Source organism: Ruegeria sp. F5 (assembly GCF_056533845.1).
Genome location: NZ_JBQFOU010000005.1, coordinates 309,838 through 327,926, shown reverse-complemented (window position 1 = coordinate 327,926; position 18,089 = coordinate 309,838). Strand labels below are relative to the sequence as shown.

Sequence of the window (18,089 nt, the reverse complement as noted above, 5' to 3'; positions counted from 1 at the left end):
GGGACAAAATGGGTCAAGAACAAATACAAATGGCAAAGGCGCAGTCGCGTTGGGGCGACGGGCTGATTGAAATTTCGAAAGCCTATGAAAAAGACGGTATCGAGACTGCTGCAAAGGTTGCTGAGGGTCTTATCGATACGCTTTACGACTATGATGATCACCCTGTCCTTTTCAAACCGACACTTGCCAGCGGCGAGAAAACGTTCCGAAGCACAAAGCAAGGGGCCATAAGCTATTTCATCGGACATAATCCAGAGTATCCACTTGATACGGGATTTGCATTGAGAGGTTGGCGAAGCTGTGAAGCGGTGCAAGCCGTTTCTTACGTCGATGGCAACATATTTATGTGGATGGGCTCGGTTTTTCTTAAGGATCGAAATCGAGAAACAACTAAGGTCGACAAAAGCTGGGTCTACCGAGAGGATGCCAAAGGCAATCTTCGCATCACTCTTCATCATTCGTCTTTACCTTACGAACCATAGACGATTGGCGCGCATGGGATTCCCAATAAGTCTGGACTCGGGCACTAGCCCGCGTCCAGAACCAGACTTGTACCAAGGCCGCCGGCAGCTGCGATGGCCGCCAAACCTGGACCGCCCGTAGTTTTGAGCTGATGAAACAATTGTGTTGCTAGCACGGCACCCGACGCGCCGATCGGGTGGCCCCGCGCAAGACTACCGCCCCATTGATTAACTCTATCGATGGTAGCACTGACGCCCCTCATACAGGCGATGGCCTGGACGGCGAACGCTTCCATGATTTCAATGCTTTTCAGGTCATCCATCGTGAGGTTTGTCCGGTCCAGCGATCGTCTAATTGCCGAAATGGGTGCAAGGCCAGGCAGAACGGGATTGCCACCCAATGTTTGGCCTCCGAGAACACGAACTCCTTCGAGTTCTCGATCAAAGGCCCATGTGGCGGAAGCCAAAACCACAAACGCGGCCCCATCGGCAGCGACTGACATATTGGCTGCTGTTACGGATCCACAAACAATCGGTGCGCGTTTACAGTGTTTTTCGTTGAGTGATCTTGTAAAGCCATCATCTGTGACACCGCCAATCTCTACGCAATGATCTTTTGGGGCACATCGCGCCTTTGCATGACTGCTGACCGCCCATTGGTCTTGCTCCAATCTGGAAATTCTCAGTTTCTCGGCCAAGTCCGATGCCGCTTGTGCCATATCAGGGTCGCGATCGACCCAGGGCGTGAACTGGGCCTGTTCGTACTTCTCTGGCGGTCTGCCATCGGCGAAGGTCCTATACCGATCCGGACACCTTGAGTAGCTTTCGACGCCACCAGCGACGACGACATCGCAGTGACCCGAACGTATGAGGGCATCTGCAAGGAGTATTGCGTCCAAGCCACCCACACATTGGCGATCGATCGTCAAACCCGAGACTGTCTCGTTCAATCCGGCATACAGCGCCAAAATTCGAGCTGGGTTTCCGCCACCACCTAGGGCATTTGAAGCAATCAGTTCGTCGACTTGTGAGGGTCGGAGACCGGCATCCCGCAATGCCGCCAGAATGACTGGTTTAGACAGCTCTTCGATTGAATGACCGGAGAAAGCTCCGTTTCGGGGCGCAATTGGGCTGCGCCGCGCGGACAAAAGAACCGAGTAGGTCAATTTCCACTCACCGCTAGGCTTTGTATTTGCTTCATGTCGGGCTTGCCAGAAGGAAGTATTGGAAGCCTTGGGATGAAACGAACCTCCTTCGGGACATGGTGCTTACCCAGGCGTTTTCGACAATGTGCTCGAATTTCCGAGGGATCGACTTCTTGTGAACTCTTTTCAATGAAGCAAACGATGCGATTGCCGCGGTGTTCATCATCGACTGTGACAACGGCGCAAGTGCTCACACCCTTAATGTTCAAAACCTCCCGCTCGATTGCCTCGGGGAAAACGTTGACGTCCGAAACTGTGATCATCCTGTCGATACGGCCGAGAAGATGTAAGTTCCCGTCCGCGGCCTGGTAGCCGACCTCGCCGGTCCTAACCATGCCATCCACTGCTATCGGACCAGGATTTGGCCCGACATAGCATTCCGCAATATAGGGTCCAGTCACACAGACTTCACCGTGCAAGTCGTCTGGTGATTGCCGTCTAAACTGAAGTTCGACGCCGGGGTAGGGGCGTCCAACCGACCCCTTAGCGGCGTCGCCTGAGCGAATGGTCACGAAGCTGGTCTCGCTGGTGCCGTAGAACTCCGAAATGTCGGCGTTTGGCATAAAGTCCTGCACCGCAAACTGATCTTCCTCAAACAGCTTCCCCCCACCAACAAGCACTTGCCGCACGCTTTCAAGCCTAGATTTTACCCCTTTGCGATGGACGTCGCCAAGCATTCGAAGCTGTGTAGGTGTTGCATAAAGGAAAGTGACTTTCCTCGCATTTAACGTATCCAACTGTCGCGCAGGAGGTTGTCCTGTCAGCAGGCTGAGATTGGCCCCAACGTGGAGCGCTTCGAGGGCTGCGTAAAGACCAAGTGAATGACCGATGGATCCTAATACTGCATAATGGTCTTGAGGGCCAACACCGAACAAGGACGTGGAAACCTCAAAGCTAGCAATCCAGCTGGTTGGCGTCCTGCGAATGACTTTAGGCTCACCAGTAGTGCCGGAAGTTTCGCATTCAAGCCATTGTGCTCCGCCATGGCGTGTTGAAATCACTTTTGGACGCCTTTGCGATGACCGTATTGTCTTCCCAGCTTCCACACACTCCATCAACGCGGAAACACCCTGCGCCAATGGGTCGAGTACAATGCTATTGGTGTGAATGCAAAACCGTGAGTTGTTGTTCACGAGCTCAATCCCGATTTCAGGCGACGATTTATTCTGCTTTCGCCCAACGTCTGCATGACTGAGTAGAGATCAGGTGATGTAGAGTTTCCCGTTAGCAAGACGCGGAAGACTTGAGCTGCGTGCGCAACCGTACCCTTGAAGTCACTAGCTTGGCGTTTGAAGTCTTTCGGACGGGCCGCAAAACCGTGACGCAACGCGGTTTCTTTCAGCTTTCTAAACCAAATCTCACGAGTGTCGTCAAAGGCATAGGTTTCCATGAAATCCGATACGAAGTTTGCTATCTCATCAACAGCTAAGAAATCGATCTCATCGGCAACAGTGGAGCGATCCATTAAGTACCAGTCGTCAAAGAAATACCCTAATTCCCGCCGCAAATCCGTCCAGCGTCGAATGTCCTTGCGGGCATTATCGCCTCCTCTCTCAATTGAAAGAGCGGAAAGGGCGTAGTCGCGATCTGCCAGAAGCTGTGTGGCCAACTCATCATCGAACTCCTGGGCCCAAGCTAGTCCCTGATCGAAGACTTCGATGGCGCTCAAGTTGGCGATGTACTCTTTGCTAAGAAACTGAAGTTTCTCAAAGTCAAAAATCGGACCCCCTCCAGTCTGCAAGTTCCCAAGGACGATTGGAAACTCGAACAGTGATTTTGTCGCGTTTTCTTTGCGCCAGGCTTCAAAACTCGAGTCCGCTAGTGTCAGTAAATATTCAAGGACGGGTGTCCGCGGATATCCTTCCGCCGCGAAGTATTTAACGCTGGCCTCGGGGTCCTTTCGTTTGCTCAGCTTGCGGCGTGAATCGCCATCCATTTTGTTGATCGGAGCTACATGAGCATATTTGGGCGCAACCCATCCAAAGGCGTCAAACAGTTGCAAGTGTAAAGGTACGGACGCGAGCCATTCATCACCGCGAATGACATGCGTTGTACGCATCAAGTGGTCATCGATGACATGTGCGAAATGATAAGTGGGCAGGCCATCACTCTTCAGTATCACTACGTCTTGGTCGTTCTCTGAGGTCTCGCGCCCCCCAAACAAACAGTCATTGAACGCAATTCTATTCTCATGGCGGCCCGGTGACCGGAACCGTAGCACCCAGGGCTTGCCACTCTTTAGTGCCTGATCAACATCGTCACAGTTTCTGTCCCTCCAGGTGGCCCAAGCACCATAGTAACCGGTCCGAAACCCCAAGGACCGCTGTCTTTCCCTCGTTTCCTCTAGCTCATCCTTGGTTGCAAAACACGGGTAGGCTTTACCCTTTTCCACCAACAACTTGGCAAAGCTCTGGTAAATTCCCTTCCGGCGACTCTGGAAGTAAGGGCCGTAGGCACCCACTTCTGTTTTCGCGGCGACTGGCCCCTCATCTAACTTGACGCCAAAGTCCTTTAGGCTTTCCGCAATGAACGATGTGGCTCCATCGACTTCTCTTTGCTTGTCCGTGTCTTCGATTCGAAGGATTGAAACGCCTTGGGTCTGGCGTGCCAACATGAAATTCAGCAACCCAACATACAATGTACCAATGTGCATTTTCCCTGTCGGGCTGGGTCCAACACGCGTGACCCAAGCTCTGGAAGTGAGTTCGCGGATTGGGAACTGGTTCTCTAACTTATCCGGAGCGCTAAGTAGTTCCGGAAATAGAAGCGTTGTGTTGAGCAACTTTGGTTTCCTCATGAAATACGGCAATCTTTCATGAGATGAGAGTGTTTGGAATTTCAAAGAAATGAAGATCGAGTATCGAATTTTCCGATGGATTATAGATTTCAAGCTCACAACTGCCGCAACAGCGAAAAACCGCGGAACTTGTCCAGTTTACAAAAACCTAGGATCCTAAAAATTGTGCAAGTGATTTCCATTCCTTGCCCTAGGTCACTATAGAATGTCAGCACAAACCACACTGGACTAAATGGCCTGATCATCGTGAGACGTCCATTTTCATCTAAACACGCGACGCACCGCGAAAGCCTGTGGAGGTTTCTTCTGCTCCTAGAGCTTCTATTAGCCTACTTCGCGTATATTTGGTGGAAGTTCGACGCTGCAACAGGTGCCTGGATTGCCGTTCTTTCCTAGAGTTTTTTTGTACTTTGCACCCCTGTGGTGGATGGGGGTTTCATAATAGCATTCCCGGTGCGTCTCCTCTTTGGCGCACGAACGATCTGGACTCAAGTCGTCGTTTGGGTGTTGGCTATCCTGATCAATATCGCGGCACTGACACTTCTTCCATCTGCTTATGATAACAGTGCATTGACGCGCCTCCTGAAGGCAATACTGACCGAGCCTTGGCCATATTGGTCAATACTTGGGGTTTCCGTTGCCGGGACCGGCCTTTCAATTTGGTTCGGCGATGAATTGATGGATGTCACGTGCCATCGTGACCGGGAGAAGCACCATAAACACAGCTTTCTGTTCAAGATCGTTGCGACAGTCTCGCTCGGTGTTCTCACAGTTATTGGCTACTACCATCTCCTTCGCGAGCTTGGCGTGGAGATACCAGGCAGTTGAAATAGGCGCCTTTCGTTTTTTTGGCAGTTTCGACTTTCGCGCCATACGGGAAATTTACATGTGGGGTAATTGAACAGTGAGAATGATCCATGGTTGCGTTAATGCTTACAGATAGAGCTTCAGTCATAACTTGGAAGCCGCTATTCCGGCAACTGTCCGCCTAATCCGGGAGTTGTGTAGGCAGCGGGTGAATTTGAGATCAGTTTCTTATTGTCTTGTACAAAAGTTGCATCTTCGTTTCAGCGTCGATGTGTCTTTCGACGCAAGGATCGGTGGGAGCAAAATACCGAATGCTGACGGCAGTCTTTATCGTTCTCACAACTGTTTTTGCGGTTTACGCCGTTTACTTCCTTGCGCGGTTGATACTCGGCTCGAACCCGAACCAAGAAACGCGAGACCTTGCTGCATCGATTCTATTCCGAATTGCTGCTTTGCACAGCCTGGTTCTTGCCTTGGTCTTTGCCTCCGAAGTGGTTGAGTACCAACAATTGTCGTTCGAGAGCGCCGTCGAAACCAACGCTGTGTCTGATGCGTATTACGACGCTATCAGATATGGCGAGGAAGAAACGGGTGCAATTCAAGCTGCGCTTCGCAATTATTTATCGATTGCTGCTAACTCGGAATGGGAGAGCCTCGGAGAAACAGGAGATTTACTTGATTCAGGATGGGAAGCTTGGGGCATCGCTTACGATGCGGCACTAGAGCTTGGTCCCAAGACCGCACGCCATGAGTCCATCCGCGACAACTTGCTTGATAACCTAAATCTCGTCTCCGACAGCCGTGATCTCAGAGAATATCAAGCAAAATCGTCCTTGAGTTCTCTGTTTTGGATTGCCGCAATATCCGGCGTTCTGCTCTTGTCCATCGGGTATTTCCCATTCCCCCCAAGCAAAGAGAACCTCATCCTATTGGGGGCTTTTGCGGCATATACCGGGTTTGTCCTATTTACCACCTACGCAATGTCCAATCCCTATCGTATGCCGGCAGCCTTGGACCCAGTCCTATTCCATGATCTGGCACAAGAGCTTGGCAATTGAGGCTCTACATCTCTTGCGTTATGTCAACTCTTGTCCTTCGAACAGCTTGTAGATCTTATGGACAATCTGAAAAACCGGAACTTGGTAAAATCAGAAGCAAGTTAGGCGGTCATCGAGAGCGAAAGAGCATGATTGCGACGCATTTCTTTCGAATTCTTCTTCCTGTGTTTATCTCGGCAGCTTTTTTGATTGCCGCCTGTTCTCGCCCTCCTGACCTGATTGGTGTCGCCGATCCTGACAGTAGCCCTGAAGTTGACGCGCAGGCCTCTCGTCACGACATATTCATAGCCACAACACGTTCAACCTCGCCCGATACCGCTGAGTTATTTTCGTCAGAAAGATCTGACGAGTTGGGATTGGCAGTTGTCACAGTGACGATCCCACCCAACCACCAGCCCGGTGAAATCACGCGTCCTCGGAAGCTCCCCCCGGACGCCAGCCGGGACTTTACGGTCGTTGATCCAATAGTATTTCAGGACAGCTCGGGGTTTGTGGCAAAAATCAACAGCGCACTCTCCGAAAGACCGCGAGACAACCGAGACGTGTTGGTCTTTGTCCATGGCTACAACAATACACTGAGTGACGCAGTCTTACGCGTCGCACAATTCGTCGAAGATTCCGGATTTGAAGGCGTGCCGGTTCTGTTTTCCTGGGCTTCCGCCGGTCAGGTTGCGAAATACGCTTATGACCTGAACAGTGTCCTCGCGGCCAGACCGTTGTTGGAAGAGGCGTCCGGTCTGATAGTTCAAACAAATGCCTCCGGCTTCGATGTATTTGCACATTCCATGGGAACGCTTTTGGTCACAGAGGTCATGGTTCAGTCAGACTTGCAAGGATCGCTCGGCAGTTCTGGGCGTCTAAGGAACATTCTGTTTGCAGCGCCGGACATAGACGTGGACGTGTTCGCGTCTCAACTCAGCCAGATTACCAATAACCCTGGAAATCTTTATGTCCTCATTTCCGAAGGCGACGCCGCATTGGGGCTCTCGCGCCGGGTTGCCGGGGGCATCGACCGCGTTGGAGATGCCGAGGTGGACGAACTGGCCGGACTTGGCATCACTGTCATTGATCTCAGCGATATAGATGATTCCAGAACCGGGTCGCATTCCAAGTTTGCGGGCTCACCCGAAGTGGTGCAACTCGTAGGACGCACATTGCAGCAGCATGGATATTCGGAAAAGCGGACCGACACCATTGTGCTGGATGCGCTGCAACTTATCCCGAACACAGTGGAAAACTTAAGCAACTGAGAGGCTCAAGCGACAGACAGCGCTAATTGGCAAGTTTGATTGGCGCGGCGATGACCAATAACGCCTCTGAGCAACACGTATTTTTGGAGGAATAACAGTGAAACGAGTACTGGCCCTGCTGCTTATCATCACGTCCGGATGTGACATAACTTCTGATGATCTGACGGAGCCCGTCTATGTGATCGATGGTATCGCAGCAACTGTGCAACAATCCGATGATGAAGCTGTTGTGACGCTTGATACAGAAAACCCCTCTGATAGGGACGAGCAACAGAAAATGGTGCAGCGAGCACTGGAAGCAGCGGGTGTTTTGACCGGGTGTTATGCATCACCTAAACCGAACCGTGAACTGGACGCGTATATCGCAGGAGCGCAGCCCGTTCGCATTGCCGTCGATCTCCAGTGTTTTTGAACCTTGATGGCGCTTGATGAGATTCAATCTCTACTGTGCCGGTGCATCTTCGGGATCTAACGGCGCAACAAACACGTTTCGTATCACTTGCCGACTGGTCGCATAGTCTCCCGCACCCAGGTACTGAACCGGACCCAAACCAAGACGCTTCATGTCCTCCAAGCTATATGTCCAACCTGCTCGCCCACTTTGACGCCAAGCCTCAATATTGCCGGGGCGAAGGCCGTGCACAGTGAACTCGGCGTTAATGCCGAGAGTTGCGAAGAACTCCGCTTCGTCTTGTCGCGAGGCGTTTGCCAACTCGATTTGCTGATCTACTGCCTGCTCAATGTCCGCGTCAGAGGCATCTTCTGGCAAGACTGGGAGGAGTGCCGCTCGAAGCGACTCTCGTTCGAGAACCTCGCCACTCTTTCCGGGAATACTCAAAGCGGTAACCTCGTATTGCGTTTCAGAGCCATGCCAACCCACGAAAGAGTCGGCACGGATGCTGCGAGATGTCCCTGCCGGAAAAACGTAGTTGGCGCAGGAAGAAAAGCAGATCGCATCAACGACAACCTCCAGGCCTCGATCATAGATCCAGCGGCCAATGACACGACCAACGTGGGTATCGCCGCCAAGTGAGTTGATCACAAAACGCCTAAGACCTGACGTGTCTTCCGTCGCAACGAAATCCAAGAAAACGTCCTGTGAGTCGATTGAGATTGCACCCGAATAATGGATTGCATCTCCATCAATCCATATCTGCGCTGGGTCATCTTCTGCAAACTCGGGAACAGGTTCTTCGGCTGACGTGGCACTTGCGCAGATTGCAGCGACGATAGTCGCACAAACGCTGAATCGGAGTAGATGTGGAATCATGGAAGGGAATCCATGAGCTCAGCGATCCGTGAACGGGTCATCGCAACATGGCATGCGCCTTCAGCAATACCAGCCCCGGACCCACCACCGAACAATGCAGCACTATAGCTGCATTGTGCATCACGATAAGCTATCCAGGCTGTTTGTGCTGCTTCCAAAGCGGGCAGAGCAACATCGCGTTCAGTAACACGGTCCAGTTCGCTGGCTGCGTCTTGTGCAAAACCAATTGCCTGCTCCAGCGCTTGATTGAGAATGCGAACTTGCGCGTCGACGCAGGAGGCAATCTCAGCTTGGCTGGAGACTTGGACACCACACTCCATAGCTGTGTCCGCAAATGATTGCGCCATAGACGAAAACAATACAATTGAAGAAACCAGCGTAACTTTTTTCATTTAAGAATCCATTGCATCTGTGTGTGCTCAGTGGTGAAGATATCGTTGTCCACCCAGAAAACACCATTTTACCAAATGCTCAACAGCAGACACCGGAGAGCCGGATCACACTGTTAATGCGTCTTCTTCGCCTGCATTCGATGTGCACGATGCAGACGGCCGCTCTCTGCTTGGCGTAGGATTTCACACTCGTCTGCAACCGATTTCACCATGGACATCTCAAGAACGCCCTTCAGGAAAATCTGAAAGCGCGGAGCAAAAGTCTTGGCTCTCAGTGCCTTCAATAGCTGCTCTCAATTCCTTTGAAGCATAATGCTCAACAGATACGTCATGTCTGGTTTCTGCGCAGTTCTCAAGTTCTACAACCGTGACGCTGCTCGGCAGCGAATTGGAGCTTTCCCCGCAGAAGCAGACATTCGACCAAACTTGATGAACTACCGCTATGAGCCCCGAGCCGACATCGCCGCTCAGCTTAAGCGCTGCGGATGCATTCGGCGGCTTTCGGTCGGTTGCAGACCATGTACCTCAGGGTGATGAAAACGAACAATGCCGGACAAAGCGGGCTTTTCCAGGTAGGCTTTCTAAACGGAACGAAGTAAAATCACCTGACGACGACGGATCTACAACACCTACTGTCAGCACAGGAAAATCAAACCATGAATGAACCGCACGGTAACGCGATGCGAAAGCACGAGCTGCCGTCGATCGCTGAGCTTCGAGACAGATACGAATACGAGCCTGAAACTGGTGACATTAAGGGGACTTACGGAAAGGTCCTACGAGCTGAACTGCGTGGGTATTTGTGTGTAGATTTCCAAGGCGTAAAAATCTACCAGCATCGCCTGGCGTTCGCATTGATGATGGGCAGATGGCCTCACCTGATTGACCACAGGAATGGGAACAAGCTCGATAATCGATGGAATTACCTAAGAGAGACAACTCATTCAAAAAACATTACTGGTATACGCCGTCGGCCAAGAACAAAGTTCCCATATATTTCGAAAACTGAATTCGCTTACCGTTTCCGCTGCTGTGGTTTCAACGCGAAAACGAAACTATTTTGTAACGCCGTCAAGATCCGAAACGAATACGACCAATACGGACCAAAGGCTGCTAGAGACCTCGCGAACTTTCTCAAAGCTGCGAAGGGCGCGACGACTGCATAAGGCTCGAACCGACTGGCGGTCAGAGCCCTTATCGGCCGTTGATCACGCTTCAGTCTTTCGCCCATGCGTCAGGTCGCGAGTTTCAAAATCCGGACTTTCAGCACGTGGCGACAAATAGCAGGTGAGCGGACTTTCCCGTCGTTCGGTCTCGAGCGGTGAACTGGCGCTTTCTGCGCATTGCCGCCGTCGGACTGATTACTTTTTTCACACGCAATGTCGGTAGCGTGGTTTGTCCGACCCCAGAACGGACTTTGGACTAGTTTCTGTGAATTTCAGCAACAAGTCCAATGCAAGTTATCCAACCCATCCTTGCAATAAACAGAATAAGATGGCCACCAACATTTGTCATTGCGGCTGATTACTTGAATCCGGATTGCCAAATCGTAGAAATTAAGCCTCACAGTTTCGATGTTCTCATGACACTTGAAGGGAATGGGACAATGCTCGTTCCGATACTCAGGATATCTCTTGTCTTCGCCGCCAAGATTCAACTGTTGGCAAAATCATTGAGGTCTTTCACCTTGGATTTCAATTCATCAGCGGTTCCGACTATGGCGATAGATCCTGCTGCCACCTTCTCCGCCAGTGTTACTGATGCCTCGGCATACGCGATTGCAGCAGACGCGTCAGCCGCACCCCCTCCTGCGATTGCCGACAATTCCACGAGCGTCTTCGCCACCAAATTGGCCCGCTCCTGTGCCTTTGATATGTTTCCAATCCGTTTGAGCGTTGCATCAAGTGATTTGATTTTTTGCTCCACAGTGTGATAGCGACCTGATATCTTGGTTGCGCTTTTGAGAAGTTTGTCAAGCGGACGAGCAAACTCGTTCATGCATTGATCCAGGTCTTTGTACACTTTGGTATAGAAAAACTCCTTGTTTGGTGCCTTTGGAAACTTGGCGATTTTTTTCAAATCGTCAATCGCGTCCAACATGTCCATCACTTCATCAATCAGTTTCTGGGCTTGGAATCCACCGTGCCTCGTGTTCATTTTCAGGGTCTTCAGATCCGCTGTCGCCTTCTCCAACGTGGGGAATAAATCAACACCGATCAGGGCGTTAAAGGTAGTGCTGCCGGTCTCCGCTACACTACGTTTTGCTTTTTTGCGTTTCCGTTTCTCTGATACCCCTCCGCCTGCGGAGCCTACCTCGGATGCGGCAGAAGCCAGCGTCGTTAAGCCTTTCAACTCGGAAGATGCGACGGAGAAATTCCTTTGAAGCAATTTTAGTTTCTTTTCGAGCAAAGATGCTGCTTTGCTAATACTAAGATTATGCTCAACGATTTGCTGAGCCAAACCGGCTGCTGACCTGGCGCAGGCATAGATTGCAAGGGGTTGTGTCCCCGGCAAGGCAATTGCTGCTCCAGCTAACCCGGTCATCGCCGCTGACTTTGCTATCTGTTTTCGGCGCTTTTTCAGAGCTTTTTTGTACTCTGCCTCCATGGCCGCATTGAGACCAGCCTTCCGCAGAACGTTGGTTGGTGCCTTGTGGTGTTCTACTGCCAATGTCCCGGCATGGATGTTAATGATTTCGACCGCCTTCTCGCAAGTCGTGCCACGATGCTTGCCAACCCGTTCCTTGGCCATTTTCCGTATTTCGGTTGCCGCGACCTTGACCCGGCGTTCGAGAGGCTGAGAGTATTCTGCAAATAGCGCGTTCAGCAGGTTTTTTGTATCCAAATCTTGGACCATGGCTTCAAGCAGTTCGATTCTTACGTCATCTGACTTGAAAACCATTCCCGAAGCATATTTGTCCGATTTTAGGGCTGCCTCTACTCGGTTCCCGAAGTTAAACCGAAAAACTTCGCGAGTGGCTGTGCCAACCTTCTGTGTTCGTGCGATTTCAGCATCAACAAGCTTATCAAACTTGTCCAGATCCGTAGTTATGGCTTTCTCTCTGTTTTTTTCCTTCCGAAAAGACGATTTTGCATCCTTTCTCAACGCTTCTGTTTTCCGCTTTAGGTCCTCCAGCGCTGAGATTAAGTCATCCTTTGAAGACCCTCGAAGTGCCTTCTTGTAATCCTTTATTGAGAAAATCATAGGAGCGTAGTTGCCCGGCTGTTTGTCTCCTGGCCAAGCGCTCTTCCACCAACGTTCATTTAGCTCCGGTTTTGGCCGTTTTTTGACTTCTCTGTCCGTTAAGTCGCTACTCGACATGGTAATCTCCGCGTAGAAGTATGGGCCGGCATGATTTTAATATGATTTAACGTGGCAAAACAAACACGGATAATAGTTCGAATTTCCGATAATCGCAAATTCCTGCTTTGTCAGCTGTGTCGTCGTTAGAGCGACCCGTGCCGAATTTCCGGTTGGCGTCCGCCTTGCCCGTCGTAGGAAATGTTCCGAACGAATTGCTGCACGCGCAGCGAATGACTGCAAGATCGGCAAAGTGGCCGCCGGTGCTGCCCGCAGCATTCGGTAAAATGGGCTCGCTGCTGCCGTTCTCTGCGATGTGCTTCGAGTGGCGGTAAAGAGCCCATTGCCGACTTTGCCCTTGTTCAATGTGTTTGCAAACGCGGCATGATTGTCCGGCCCAATGCTGTCATCCAGATCATTTGCCAGCGCCGCAGTGCGACTTCCGAATTGCGGACATTGGCAGCGGCACATGGAACACCTACGATGTGCCCGGTATCGGCCTCCCCAGTAGGCCTGGCTGATGGACGCCTCTGGGTTTGTTGATCTGGCAAAAGCAAGGCAAAACTGATGGCCAAACAACGCAGTATTACCGATCAAGAAATCGCGCTCATCAAGGCGATGGCTGCGCGAGGCATGAAGAACAAGGACATTCAGTTCTTCTTCAACCGACCTGACCGCTCCGTAAATTCTGGCAGGATCACCGGCATCAAGAACGGCAGCTACAGCGATTCATCAAAGATTGGCGCGGCCAATGACAACACGCTTGATGCATTCCTGAAAGCATTCAAAGCGACCGGTGTTACCGCGTCGGTGGTGGTCCCAAGCGCGGGATCGCTGATGGTTCCTGAAAGCGGTCCGATGATTGAAGCCACCCTTGCCGCAATGTTCGAAAAGGATGACGGCGGTGTTTGGCGGTTCAAGTTTGGCGAAAGCGAAACTCACGAGTGCAAGCAGGACTTCGGTTTCAAGCACGCAGGGAAATGGCTTCGGGCTGTCGCGGCACTCGCCAATAACTCAGGTGGCTACATTGTCTTCGGAGTCAAAGACAAAAAGGTAACCGGCGGGAAAGTCGATCCCGAAAGTTACAAGGTGACCGGGCTCAAGGGGGCTGATTTCCCGAATGCCGATCCGGCAGATTTCACCAAGCGCATAAAATCAACGTTCGATCCTACGCCAAAAGTCGAGATCGGTGTTCTTGAAATTGACGGAATGACAGTGGGCATCATGTACGTTCATCAGCATGGCTCGCGCCCCGTGATTTCGCAAAAAGGCGACGGTGATCAAGTAAAGGAAGGAGACATCTTTTTTCGTTATCCGGGGCAGTCAGCCCGCATCAAGTACAGCGATCTGCGGTCAATTCTCGACGAACGTGATCGTCAGGCCAGAGAGCAGATACTTCCGATGGTGGAAAAGCTTCTCCAACTCGGCCCACGTGATGCTATGGTCGCGGACCTTGCAGATGGCAATTTAAGCGATGAAAAGCGATCCATCGTGATCGGAGAAGACCTCCTAGACAAGATCAAGTTCATCCGTGAGGGCGAATTCGATGAGAAGGAAGGCGAACCTACACTGAAACTGGTCGGAGAGGTTCAGGCTGTGGACGGGGCCGGTGGTGTTCTCCACAAAGGGTTTGCAACACCGACCGACCTGATACGCGATTTCCTCGACGGAACTTCGCCTTACGATCCCAAGGACTATGTGCGTTGTGCAGTCGAAGTGAGCAACGGGGCTTGGTTGCCAATGCAATTTTATGGCGAGAAGGCCGGGCTTGATCGCAAGGGTCTTGCAGATTTCATTCTCACGACCAAGGCGCCGGACAAACGTAGGCAAACCTACGCAGATCGTGCTCTCGGTAAAATCAGCCCATATCAAAAAGCTGGCGGATCCGCACTTGAGTACCTGGCCGAAATCAACAGCGGCAAAAAGCCAGAACCAAAGACACCGCAGACAGCGGCTGATGTCGCACGTGCGATTACTGGACTGGAAGACAAGCCGGAACTCTCTCTGGACGACCTGCTGTCAGTGCTGGATGTTTGCTGGAAAATCATTGAAACAAAGAAGCACAGTTGGCTTGGGATTGTCAGGAAGGCAATTGCACGGGTGGATGAGTTGTATTTTGCGAACGACGGAAACAAACAGCCCACAGGGAAATAGCACCGGGTGTTGAGAATCGAACGCGCAATCTGCCTGTTCTAAATCAGTTGATTGAATGTCCGCTCTCGCAAATGATGTCTTGGATTATTGCAACTGCGGCGAAAGTCCGGTTCCCGCCCTCCCGGCGGGTCGCTTTGCGTTTGCAGCGGGTTTTTCGCGCCTGCCGCGAACGTCGGCTGTGTGGCCAAATCGCGGCTCTGTTTACAGTGTTCTATGACACATTCGCATCGCCGCGGCATTGGAAGATTCAAAGGCGATTGCAATGAGTATTGATGCCTAACTATGGTGCCTGCGCACTTTCTGAATGCGGTATAGTTGCTGCAAAATTATCTTCTTGTCGTCGGTTAATCGGTTCGGTCTAAAATCTGCCTGGCAGCGGAAAGTATGGATTCTTCTGTTGATGACGGTCGCGGCTGGTGTCGCGCTTCATCTCCTGCTTGATACTTTCCCGTTCGGAGAAGAATGGCGGCTCCCAATCCTGCTTTCAAAGCGCCTGCGATATCGTTTTCGGCATCATCGCCGACCATTATGACCTTCGCAGGGTCTCGTTTTATGCTGTTGGCAGCGGCGTGGAAAAAGGCAGGTGCGGGTTTGCCGAACAGAAGTGCCTTTGTGCCGCTCGAATACTCGAGCGCCCGAACAAATGCGCCCGCATCCATGCTGAGTTCGCCATCTGCATCACGAAAGATCCTGTTGGACGCCAAAGCAAGAAAAGGCGCGCCATCTTTGATTAGACGAAAGGCAGCGTTCAGCCTTTCATAGGTGAAGTAGGGACCGGCATCTCCAACGATGACCGCGCAGGGATCTGACTTCCGGCAGGTTGCAAAGTCTTCCTCCAAATCTGGATGAATCAGCAGATGCGGCGCGTATCCGTTCTTTTCAAGCCAGGAACATGCAGCGGCCGCCGGTGTCAGGACTTCGTCAGAAGATGCGTCTATTCCAAAGCCGCGAAGCTTGTCCAATATCGTGCGCTTTGGCCGGCGGGTTGAGTTTGTTAGGAAACGGATCGGTAGCCCCGCGTTTCGAAGGCTCGAGACCGCTTCGGCAGCACCTGGCAGCGGTTGGTCACCCTGATACAAAACTCCAGCGATATCGAGCAAAACGCCGCGCGCCATACCAGCCTCGCACAATCCAGAACAGCTTTTTTGGGGCCAAATTGGCCCGCTGATAGTTCGCTCTTGACGCCCACTTGGCCATCACATAGGAAGGCGAAACCTTGAGCGGGTATAGCTTAATGGTAAAGCCCCTGCCTTCCAAGCAGGCTATGTCGGTTCGATTCCGTCTACCCGCTCCAAAAATAATCACCGACACATCGCCTGCAAAGTGTTTTGCTTTTTCACGTCAACTTATTAATAATATTGGCTAATTGGTGCTTTAAACGTTTGCCTTCCAAGCAGGCTATGTCGGTTCGATTCCGTCTACCCGCTCCACCTCAGCCCCCGAAAATCCTGCGTCAAATGGCCCTTGTCGGCCCTTGATTTGTGTCGTTCAGCTTGACCCGGCGAGTTGCTAAAGCCAAGAAGCATGCACCCGGATAGAAACTCAGCGCAAAGGCCAGACATGGCTAGAAATACAGCCGCCAGCCCAGCTACCGCACCAGCCCCCGGAGCGAGCGAAGAACGCGCGGGCTCGAAAAAGCTGGGCGTTCTGGCGTCGCTCTGGCCTTTCATGAAGCCGTACAAGCTGCTTATGGCGGGCGCGACGCTTGCGCTGATCCTGACGGCCAGCATGACACTGACCCTGCCGCTGGCTGTCCGCCGCGTGGTGGACAATTTCCGCATTCAGGACGGCGAACTGCTGGACTGGTACTTTCTGGCCGCGCTGGGCATTGCCGGGATTCTGGCGGTGGGCACTGGCATCCGCTACGCGCTTGTGACCCGGCTGGGCGAGCGTGTGGTGGCCGATATCCGCAAGGCGGTGTTCGACCGTGTCATCGGCATGAGCCCGGAATTTTACGAACGCATCATGACGGGCGAGGTGCTGAGCCGGATCACCACCGACACCACGCTGATCCAGTCGGTGATCGGGTCTTCGGTGTCCATCGCCCTGCGCAACATGCTGATGTTCATCGGTGGGCTGGTTCTGATGCTGCTGACCTCGGCCAAGCTGACGGCGATGGTGTTGCTGCTGATTCCGTTGGTCGTCGTGCCGATTCTGGTGCTGGGCAGACGCCTGCGCGCAATCAGCCGTGAAAATCAGGACTGGATCGCGGCCTCATCCGGCAACGCGGGCGAGGCGTTGGGCGCGGTACAGACCGTGCAGGCCTTTACCCACGAACAGGCCAGCCGCAGACAGTTCGGTGAGATGACGGAAACTTCGTACAAAGTTTCTCTGCGCCGCATCCAGACCCGGGCGGTGCTGACGGTCATCGTGATCTTTCTGGTCTTTTCCGGCATTGTCGGCGTTCTGTGGATGGGCGCGAACGATGTGCGCAACGGTGTCATGACCGAGGGCGTTCTGATCCAGTTCGTGATCTATTCCATCATCATGGCCGGATCGGTCGCTGCTCTGTCTGAAATATGGAGCGAACTTCAACGTGCCGCCGGGGCCACCGAACGTCTGGTCGAACTGCTGAATGCGCAGGACACCGTGACAGACCCGGCGCGTGCCGGGGTCTTGCCCGCCCCGGTGCGCGGCGAGATCCGGTTCGAGGATGTGACCTTCCGCTACCCCTCGCGCCCCGATGTCGTGGCGCTGGATCACATGTCGCTGCATGTCAGCCCCGGTGAAACTGTGGCCTTTGTCGGCCCCTCGGGCGCCGGTAAGACAACCGTGATCCAGATGATCCAACGGTTCTACGATCCCAATACGGGCCGTGTCACGCTGGACGGTCAGGACCTGCGCGATCTGGACCGTGCCGATTTCCGCACTCATATGGCGCTGGTGCCGCAGGACCCGGTGATCTTTGCCGCCTCGGCACGGGAAAACATCCGCTTTGGCCGTCTGGACGCCACAGATGCCGAGGTCGAGGCCGCCGCCCGCGCCGCCGCCGCGCATGAATTCATGGCGAAACTGCCCGAAGGCTATGACAGCTTTGTCGGCGAACGCGGCGTGATGCTGTCGGGTGGGCAGAAACAGCGCATCGCCATCGCGCGCGCGATCCTGCGCGACGCGCCGGTGCTGCTGCTGGACGAGGCGACCTCGGCGCTGGATGCGGAAAGCGAACGTGCGGTGCAGGGCGCGGTGGATCAGATGCGCGCCGGACGTACCACGCTGATCGTGGCGCATCGGCTGGCGACGGTCAAAAAGGCCGACCGGATCGTGGTGATGGAGGCCGGGCGGATCGTGGCCCAGGGCACCCATGCCGATCTGGTGGCGCAGGATGGTCTCTATGCGCGTCTGGCCCGCCTGCAATTCACCGACGGTGTCGCGGCGGAATAAGCTGACGTAGGGAC

At 52.9% G+C, this 18,089-nt stretch carries 15 protein-coding genes and 1 tRNA gene; 9 read left to right on the top strand and 7 right to left on the bottom strand.

Annotated elements, in window-relative coordinates; genetic code table 11:
* Positions 1-8: 8 nt before the first annotated feature.
* Positions 9-482, top strand: a complete 474-nt coding sequence (locus ACR0K1_RS10505) for a phosphoribosyl-AMP cyclohydrolase (RefSeq protein WP_480850483.1) — start codon at positions 9-11, stop codon at positions 480-482.
* Positions 483-526: 44 nt separating this feature from the next.
* On the opposite strand, the gene ACR0K1_RS10500 is transcribed toward ACR0K1_RS10505, so the two are convergent.
* From ACR0K1_RS10500 to gltX, 3 genes are read right to left on the bottom strand one after another with little or no spacing between them, the layout of a single operon-like run.
* Entirely contained in the window at positions 527-1,627 is a 1,101-nt protein-coding gene (locus tag ACR0K1_RS10500) for a thiolase family protein (RefSeq protein ID WP_480850481.1), read from the bottom strand.
* Complete coding sequence (locus ACR0K1_RS10495) at positions 1,624-2,745, bottom strand: ANL family adenylate-forming protein (RefSeq protein ID WP_480850479.1); 1,122 nt, start codon at positions 2,743-2,745, stop codon at positions 1,624-1,626. Before ACR0K1_RS10495 ends, ACR0K1_RS10500 begins: the two co-directional genes overlap by 4 nt.
* Before the next feature lie 50 nt (positions 2,746-2,795).
* A complete protein-coding gene (gene gltX / locus ACR0K1_RS10490) occupies positions 2,796-4,448 on the bottom strand; it encodes a glutamate--tRNA ligase (protein ID WP_480850477.1) in 1,653 nt (550 codons plus the stop codon).
* A gap of 522 nt (positions 4,449-4,970) precedes the next feature.
* On the opposite strand from gltX, the gene ACR0K1_RS10485 reads away from it, so the two are divergent.
* From ACR0K1_RS10485 to ACR0K1_RS10470, 4 genes are all read left to right on the top strand, one after another.
* Positions 4,971-5,291, top strand: coding sequence for a hypothetical protein (locus ACR0K1_RS10485; protein WP_480850475.1), 321 nt, complete (start codon positions 4,971-4,973; stop codon positions 5,289-5,291).
* A gap of 290 nt (positions 5,292-5,581) precedes the next feature.
* On the top strand, positions 5,582-6,328 hold the full coding sequence (locus tag ACR0K1_RS10480; RefSeq protein WP_480850473.1) for a bestrophin-like domain: 747 nt from the start codon (positions 5,582-5,584) through the stop codon (positions 6,326-6,328).
* 128 nt (positions 6,329-6,456) lie between these two features.
* Positions 6,457-7,578: an alpha/beta hydrolase gene (locus ACR0K1_RS10475; protein WP_480850471.1), complete on the top strand. Its 1,122-nt coding sequence runs from the start codon at positions 6,457-6,459 to the stop codon at positions 7,576-7,578.
* A gap of 97 nt (positions 7,579-7,675) precedes the next feature.
* Positions 7,676-7,990 (top strand): hypothetical protein, encoded by a 315-nt coding sequence (locus ACR0K1_RS10470; RefSeq protein WP_480850469.1) that lies wholly within the window; start codon positions 7,676-7,678, stop codon positions 7,988-7,990.
* A 30-nt stretch (positions 7,991-8,020) separates the two neighbouring features.
* Here ACR0K1_RS10470 and ACR0K1_RS10465 read toward each other — a convergent pair whose 3' ends face one another.
* Both ACR0K1_RS10465 and ACR0K1_RS10460 read right to left on the bottom strand, forming a co-directional pair.
* Entirely contained in the window at positions 8,021-8,665 is a 645-nt protein-coding gene (locus tag ACR0K1_RS10465; RefSeq protein ID WP_480850467.1) for a hypothetical protein, read from the bottom strand.
* 179 nt (positions 8,666-8,844) lie between these two features.
* Entirely contained in the window at positions 8,845-9,240 is a 396-nt protein-coding gene (locus tag ACR0K1_RS10460; RefSeq protein ID WP_480850465.1) for a lysozyme inhibitor LprI family protein, read from the bottom strand.
* A 656-nt stretch (positions 9,241-9,896) separates the two neighbouring features.
* Between ACR0K1_RS10460 and ACR0K1_RS10455 the strand changes: the two genes are divergently transcribed.
* Positions 9,897-10,406, top strand: coding sequence for an HNH endonuclease signature motif containing protein (locus ACR0K1_RS10455; protein ID WP_480850463.1), 510 nt, complete (start codon positions 9,897-9,899; stop codon positions 10,404-10,406).
* Between the two features lie 487 nt (positions 10,407-10,893).
* Here ACR0K1_RS10455 and ACR0K1_RS10450 read toward each other — a convergent pair whose 3' ends face one another.
* Positions 10,894-12,561: a hypothetical protein gene (locus ACR0K1_RS10450; RefSeq protein ID WP_171181334.1), complete on the bottom strand. Its 1,668-nt coding sequence runs from the start codon at positions 12,559-12,561 to the stop codon at positions 10,894-10,896.
* Between the two features lie 546 nt (positions 12,562-13,107).
* On the opposite strand from ACR0K1_RS10450, the gene ACR0K1_RS10445 reads away from it, so the two are divergent.
* A complete protein-coding gene (locus ACR0K1_RS10445) occupies positions 13,108-14,694 on the top strand; it encodes an ATP-binding protein (RefSeq protein ID WP_480850460.1) in 1,587 nt (528 codons plus the stop codon).
* A 344-nt stretch (positions 14,695-15,038) separates the two neighbouring features.
* Here ACR0K1_RS10445 and ACR0K1_RS10440 read toward each other — a convergent pair whose 3' ends face one another.
* A complete protein-coding gene (locus ACR0K1_RS10440) occupies positions 15,039-15,809 on the bottom strand; it encodes a TIGR01458 family HAD-type hydrolase (RefSeq protein ID WP_480850458.1) in 771 nt (256 codons plus the stop codon).
* A 105-nt stretch (positions 15,810-15,914) separates the two neighbouring features.
* Here ACR0K1_RS10440 and ACR0K1_RS10435 point away from each other — a divergent pair.
* Together ACR0K1_RS10435 and ACR0K1_RS10430 are read left to right on the top strand one after the other, a co-directional pair.
* Positions 15,915-15,988, top strand: a tRNA-Gly gene (locus tag ACR0K1_RS10435).
* A 266-nt stretch (positions 15,989-16,254) separates the two neighbouring features.
* Positions 16,255-18,075 carry an ABC transporter transmembrane domain-containing protein gene (locus ACR0K1_RS10430; RefSeq protein WP_480850456.1) on the top strand — a complete coding sequence of 607 codons (1,821 nt, stop codon included), beginning with the start codon at positions 16,255-16,257 and terminating at the stop codon, positions 18,073-18,075.
* Positions 18,076-18,089 lie beyond the last annotated feature (14 nt).

What these genes read in the sequence shown, in the direction of transcription:
- ACR0K1_RS10460 (WP_480850465.1), bottom strand. Translation starts at nt 9,240, where the DNA reads ATGAAAAAAGTTACGCTGGTTTCTTCAATTGTATTGTTTTCGTCTATG.
- ACR0K1_RS10440 (WP_480850458.1), bottom strand. Translation starts at nt 15,809, where the DNA reads ATGGCGCGCGGCGTTTTGCTCGATATCGCTGGAGTTTTGTATCAGGGT.
- ACR0K1_RS10475 (WP_480850471.1), top strand. Translation starts at nt 6,457, where the DNA reads ATGATTGCGACGCATTTCTTTCGAATTCTTCTTCCTGTGTTTATCTCG.
- ACR0K1_RS10480 (WP_480850473.1), top strand. Translation starts at nt 5,582, where the DNA reads ATGCTGACGGCAGTCTTTATCGTTCTCACAACTGTTTTTGCGGTTTAC.
- ACR0K1_RS10445 (WP_480850460.1), top strand. Translation starts at nt 13,108, where the DNA reads ATGGCCAAACAACGCAGTATTACCGATCAAGAAATCGCGCTCATCAAG.
- ACR0K1_RS10455 (WP_480850463.1), top strand. Translation starts at nt 9,897, where the DNA reads ATGAATGAACCGCACGGTAACGCGATGCGAAAGCACGAGCTGCCGTCG.
- ACR0K1_RS10505 (WP_480850483.1), top strand. Translation starts at nt 9, where the DNA reads ATGGGTCAAGAACAAATACAAATGGCAAAGGCGCAGTCGCGTTGGGGC.
- ACR0K1_RS10430 (WP_480850456.1), top strand. Translation starts at nt 16,255, where the DNA reads ATGGCTAGAAATACAGCCGCCAGCCCAGCTACCGCACCAGCCCCCGGA.
- ACR0K1_RS10450 (WP_171181334.1), bottom strand. Translation starts at nt 12,561, where the DNA reads ATGTCGAGTAGCGACTTAACGGACAGAGAAGTCAAAAAACGGCCAAAA.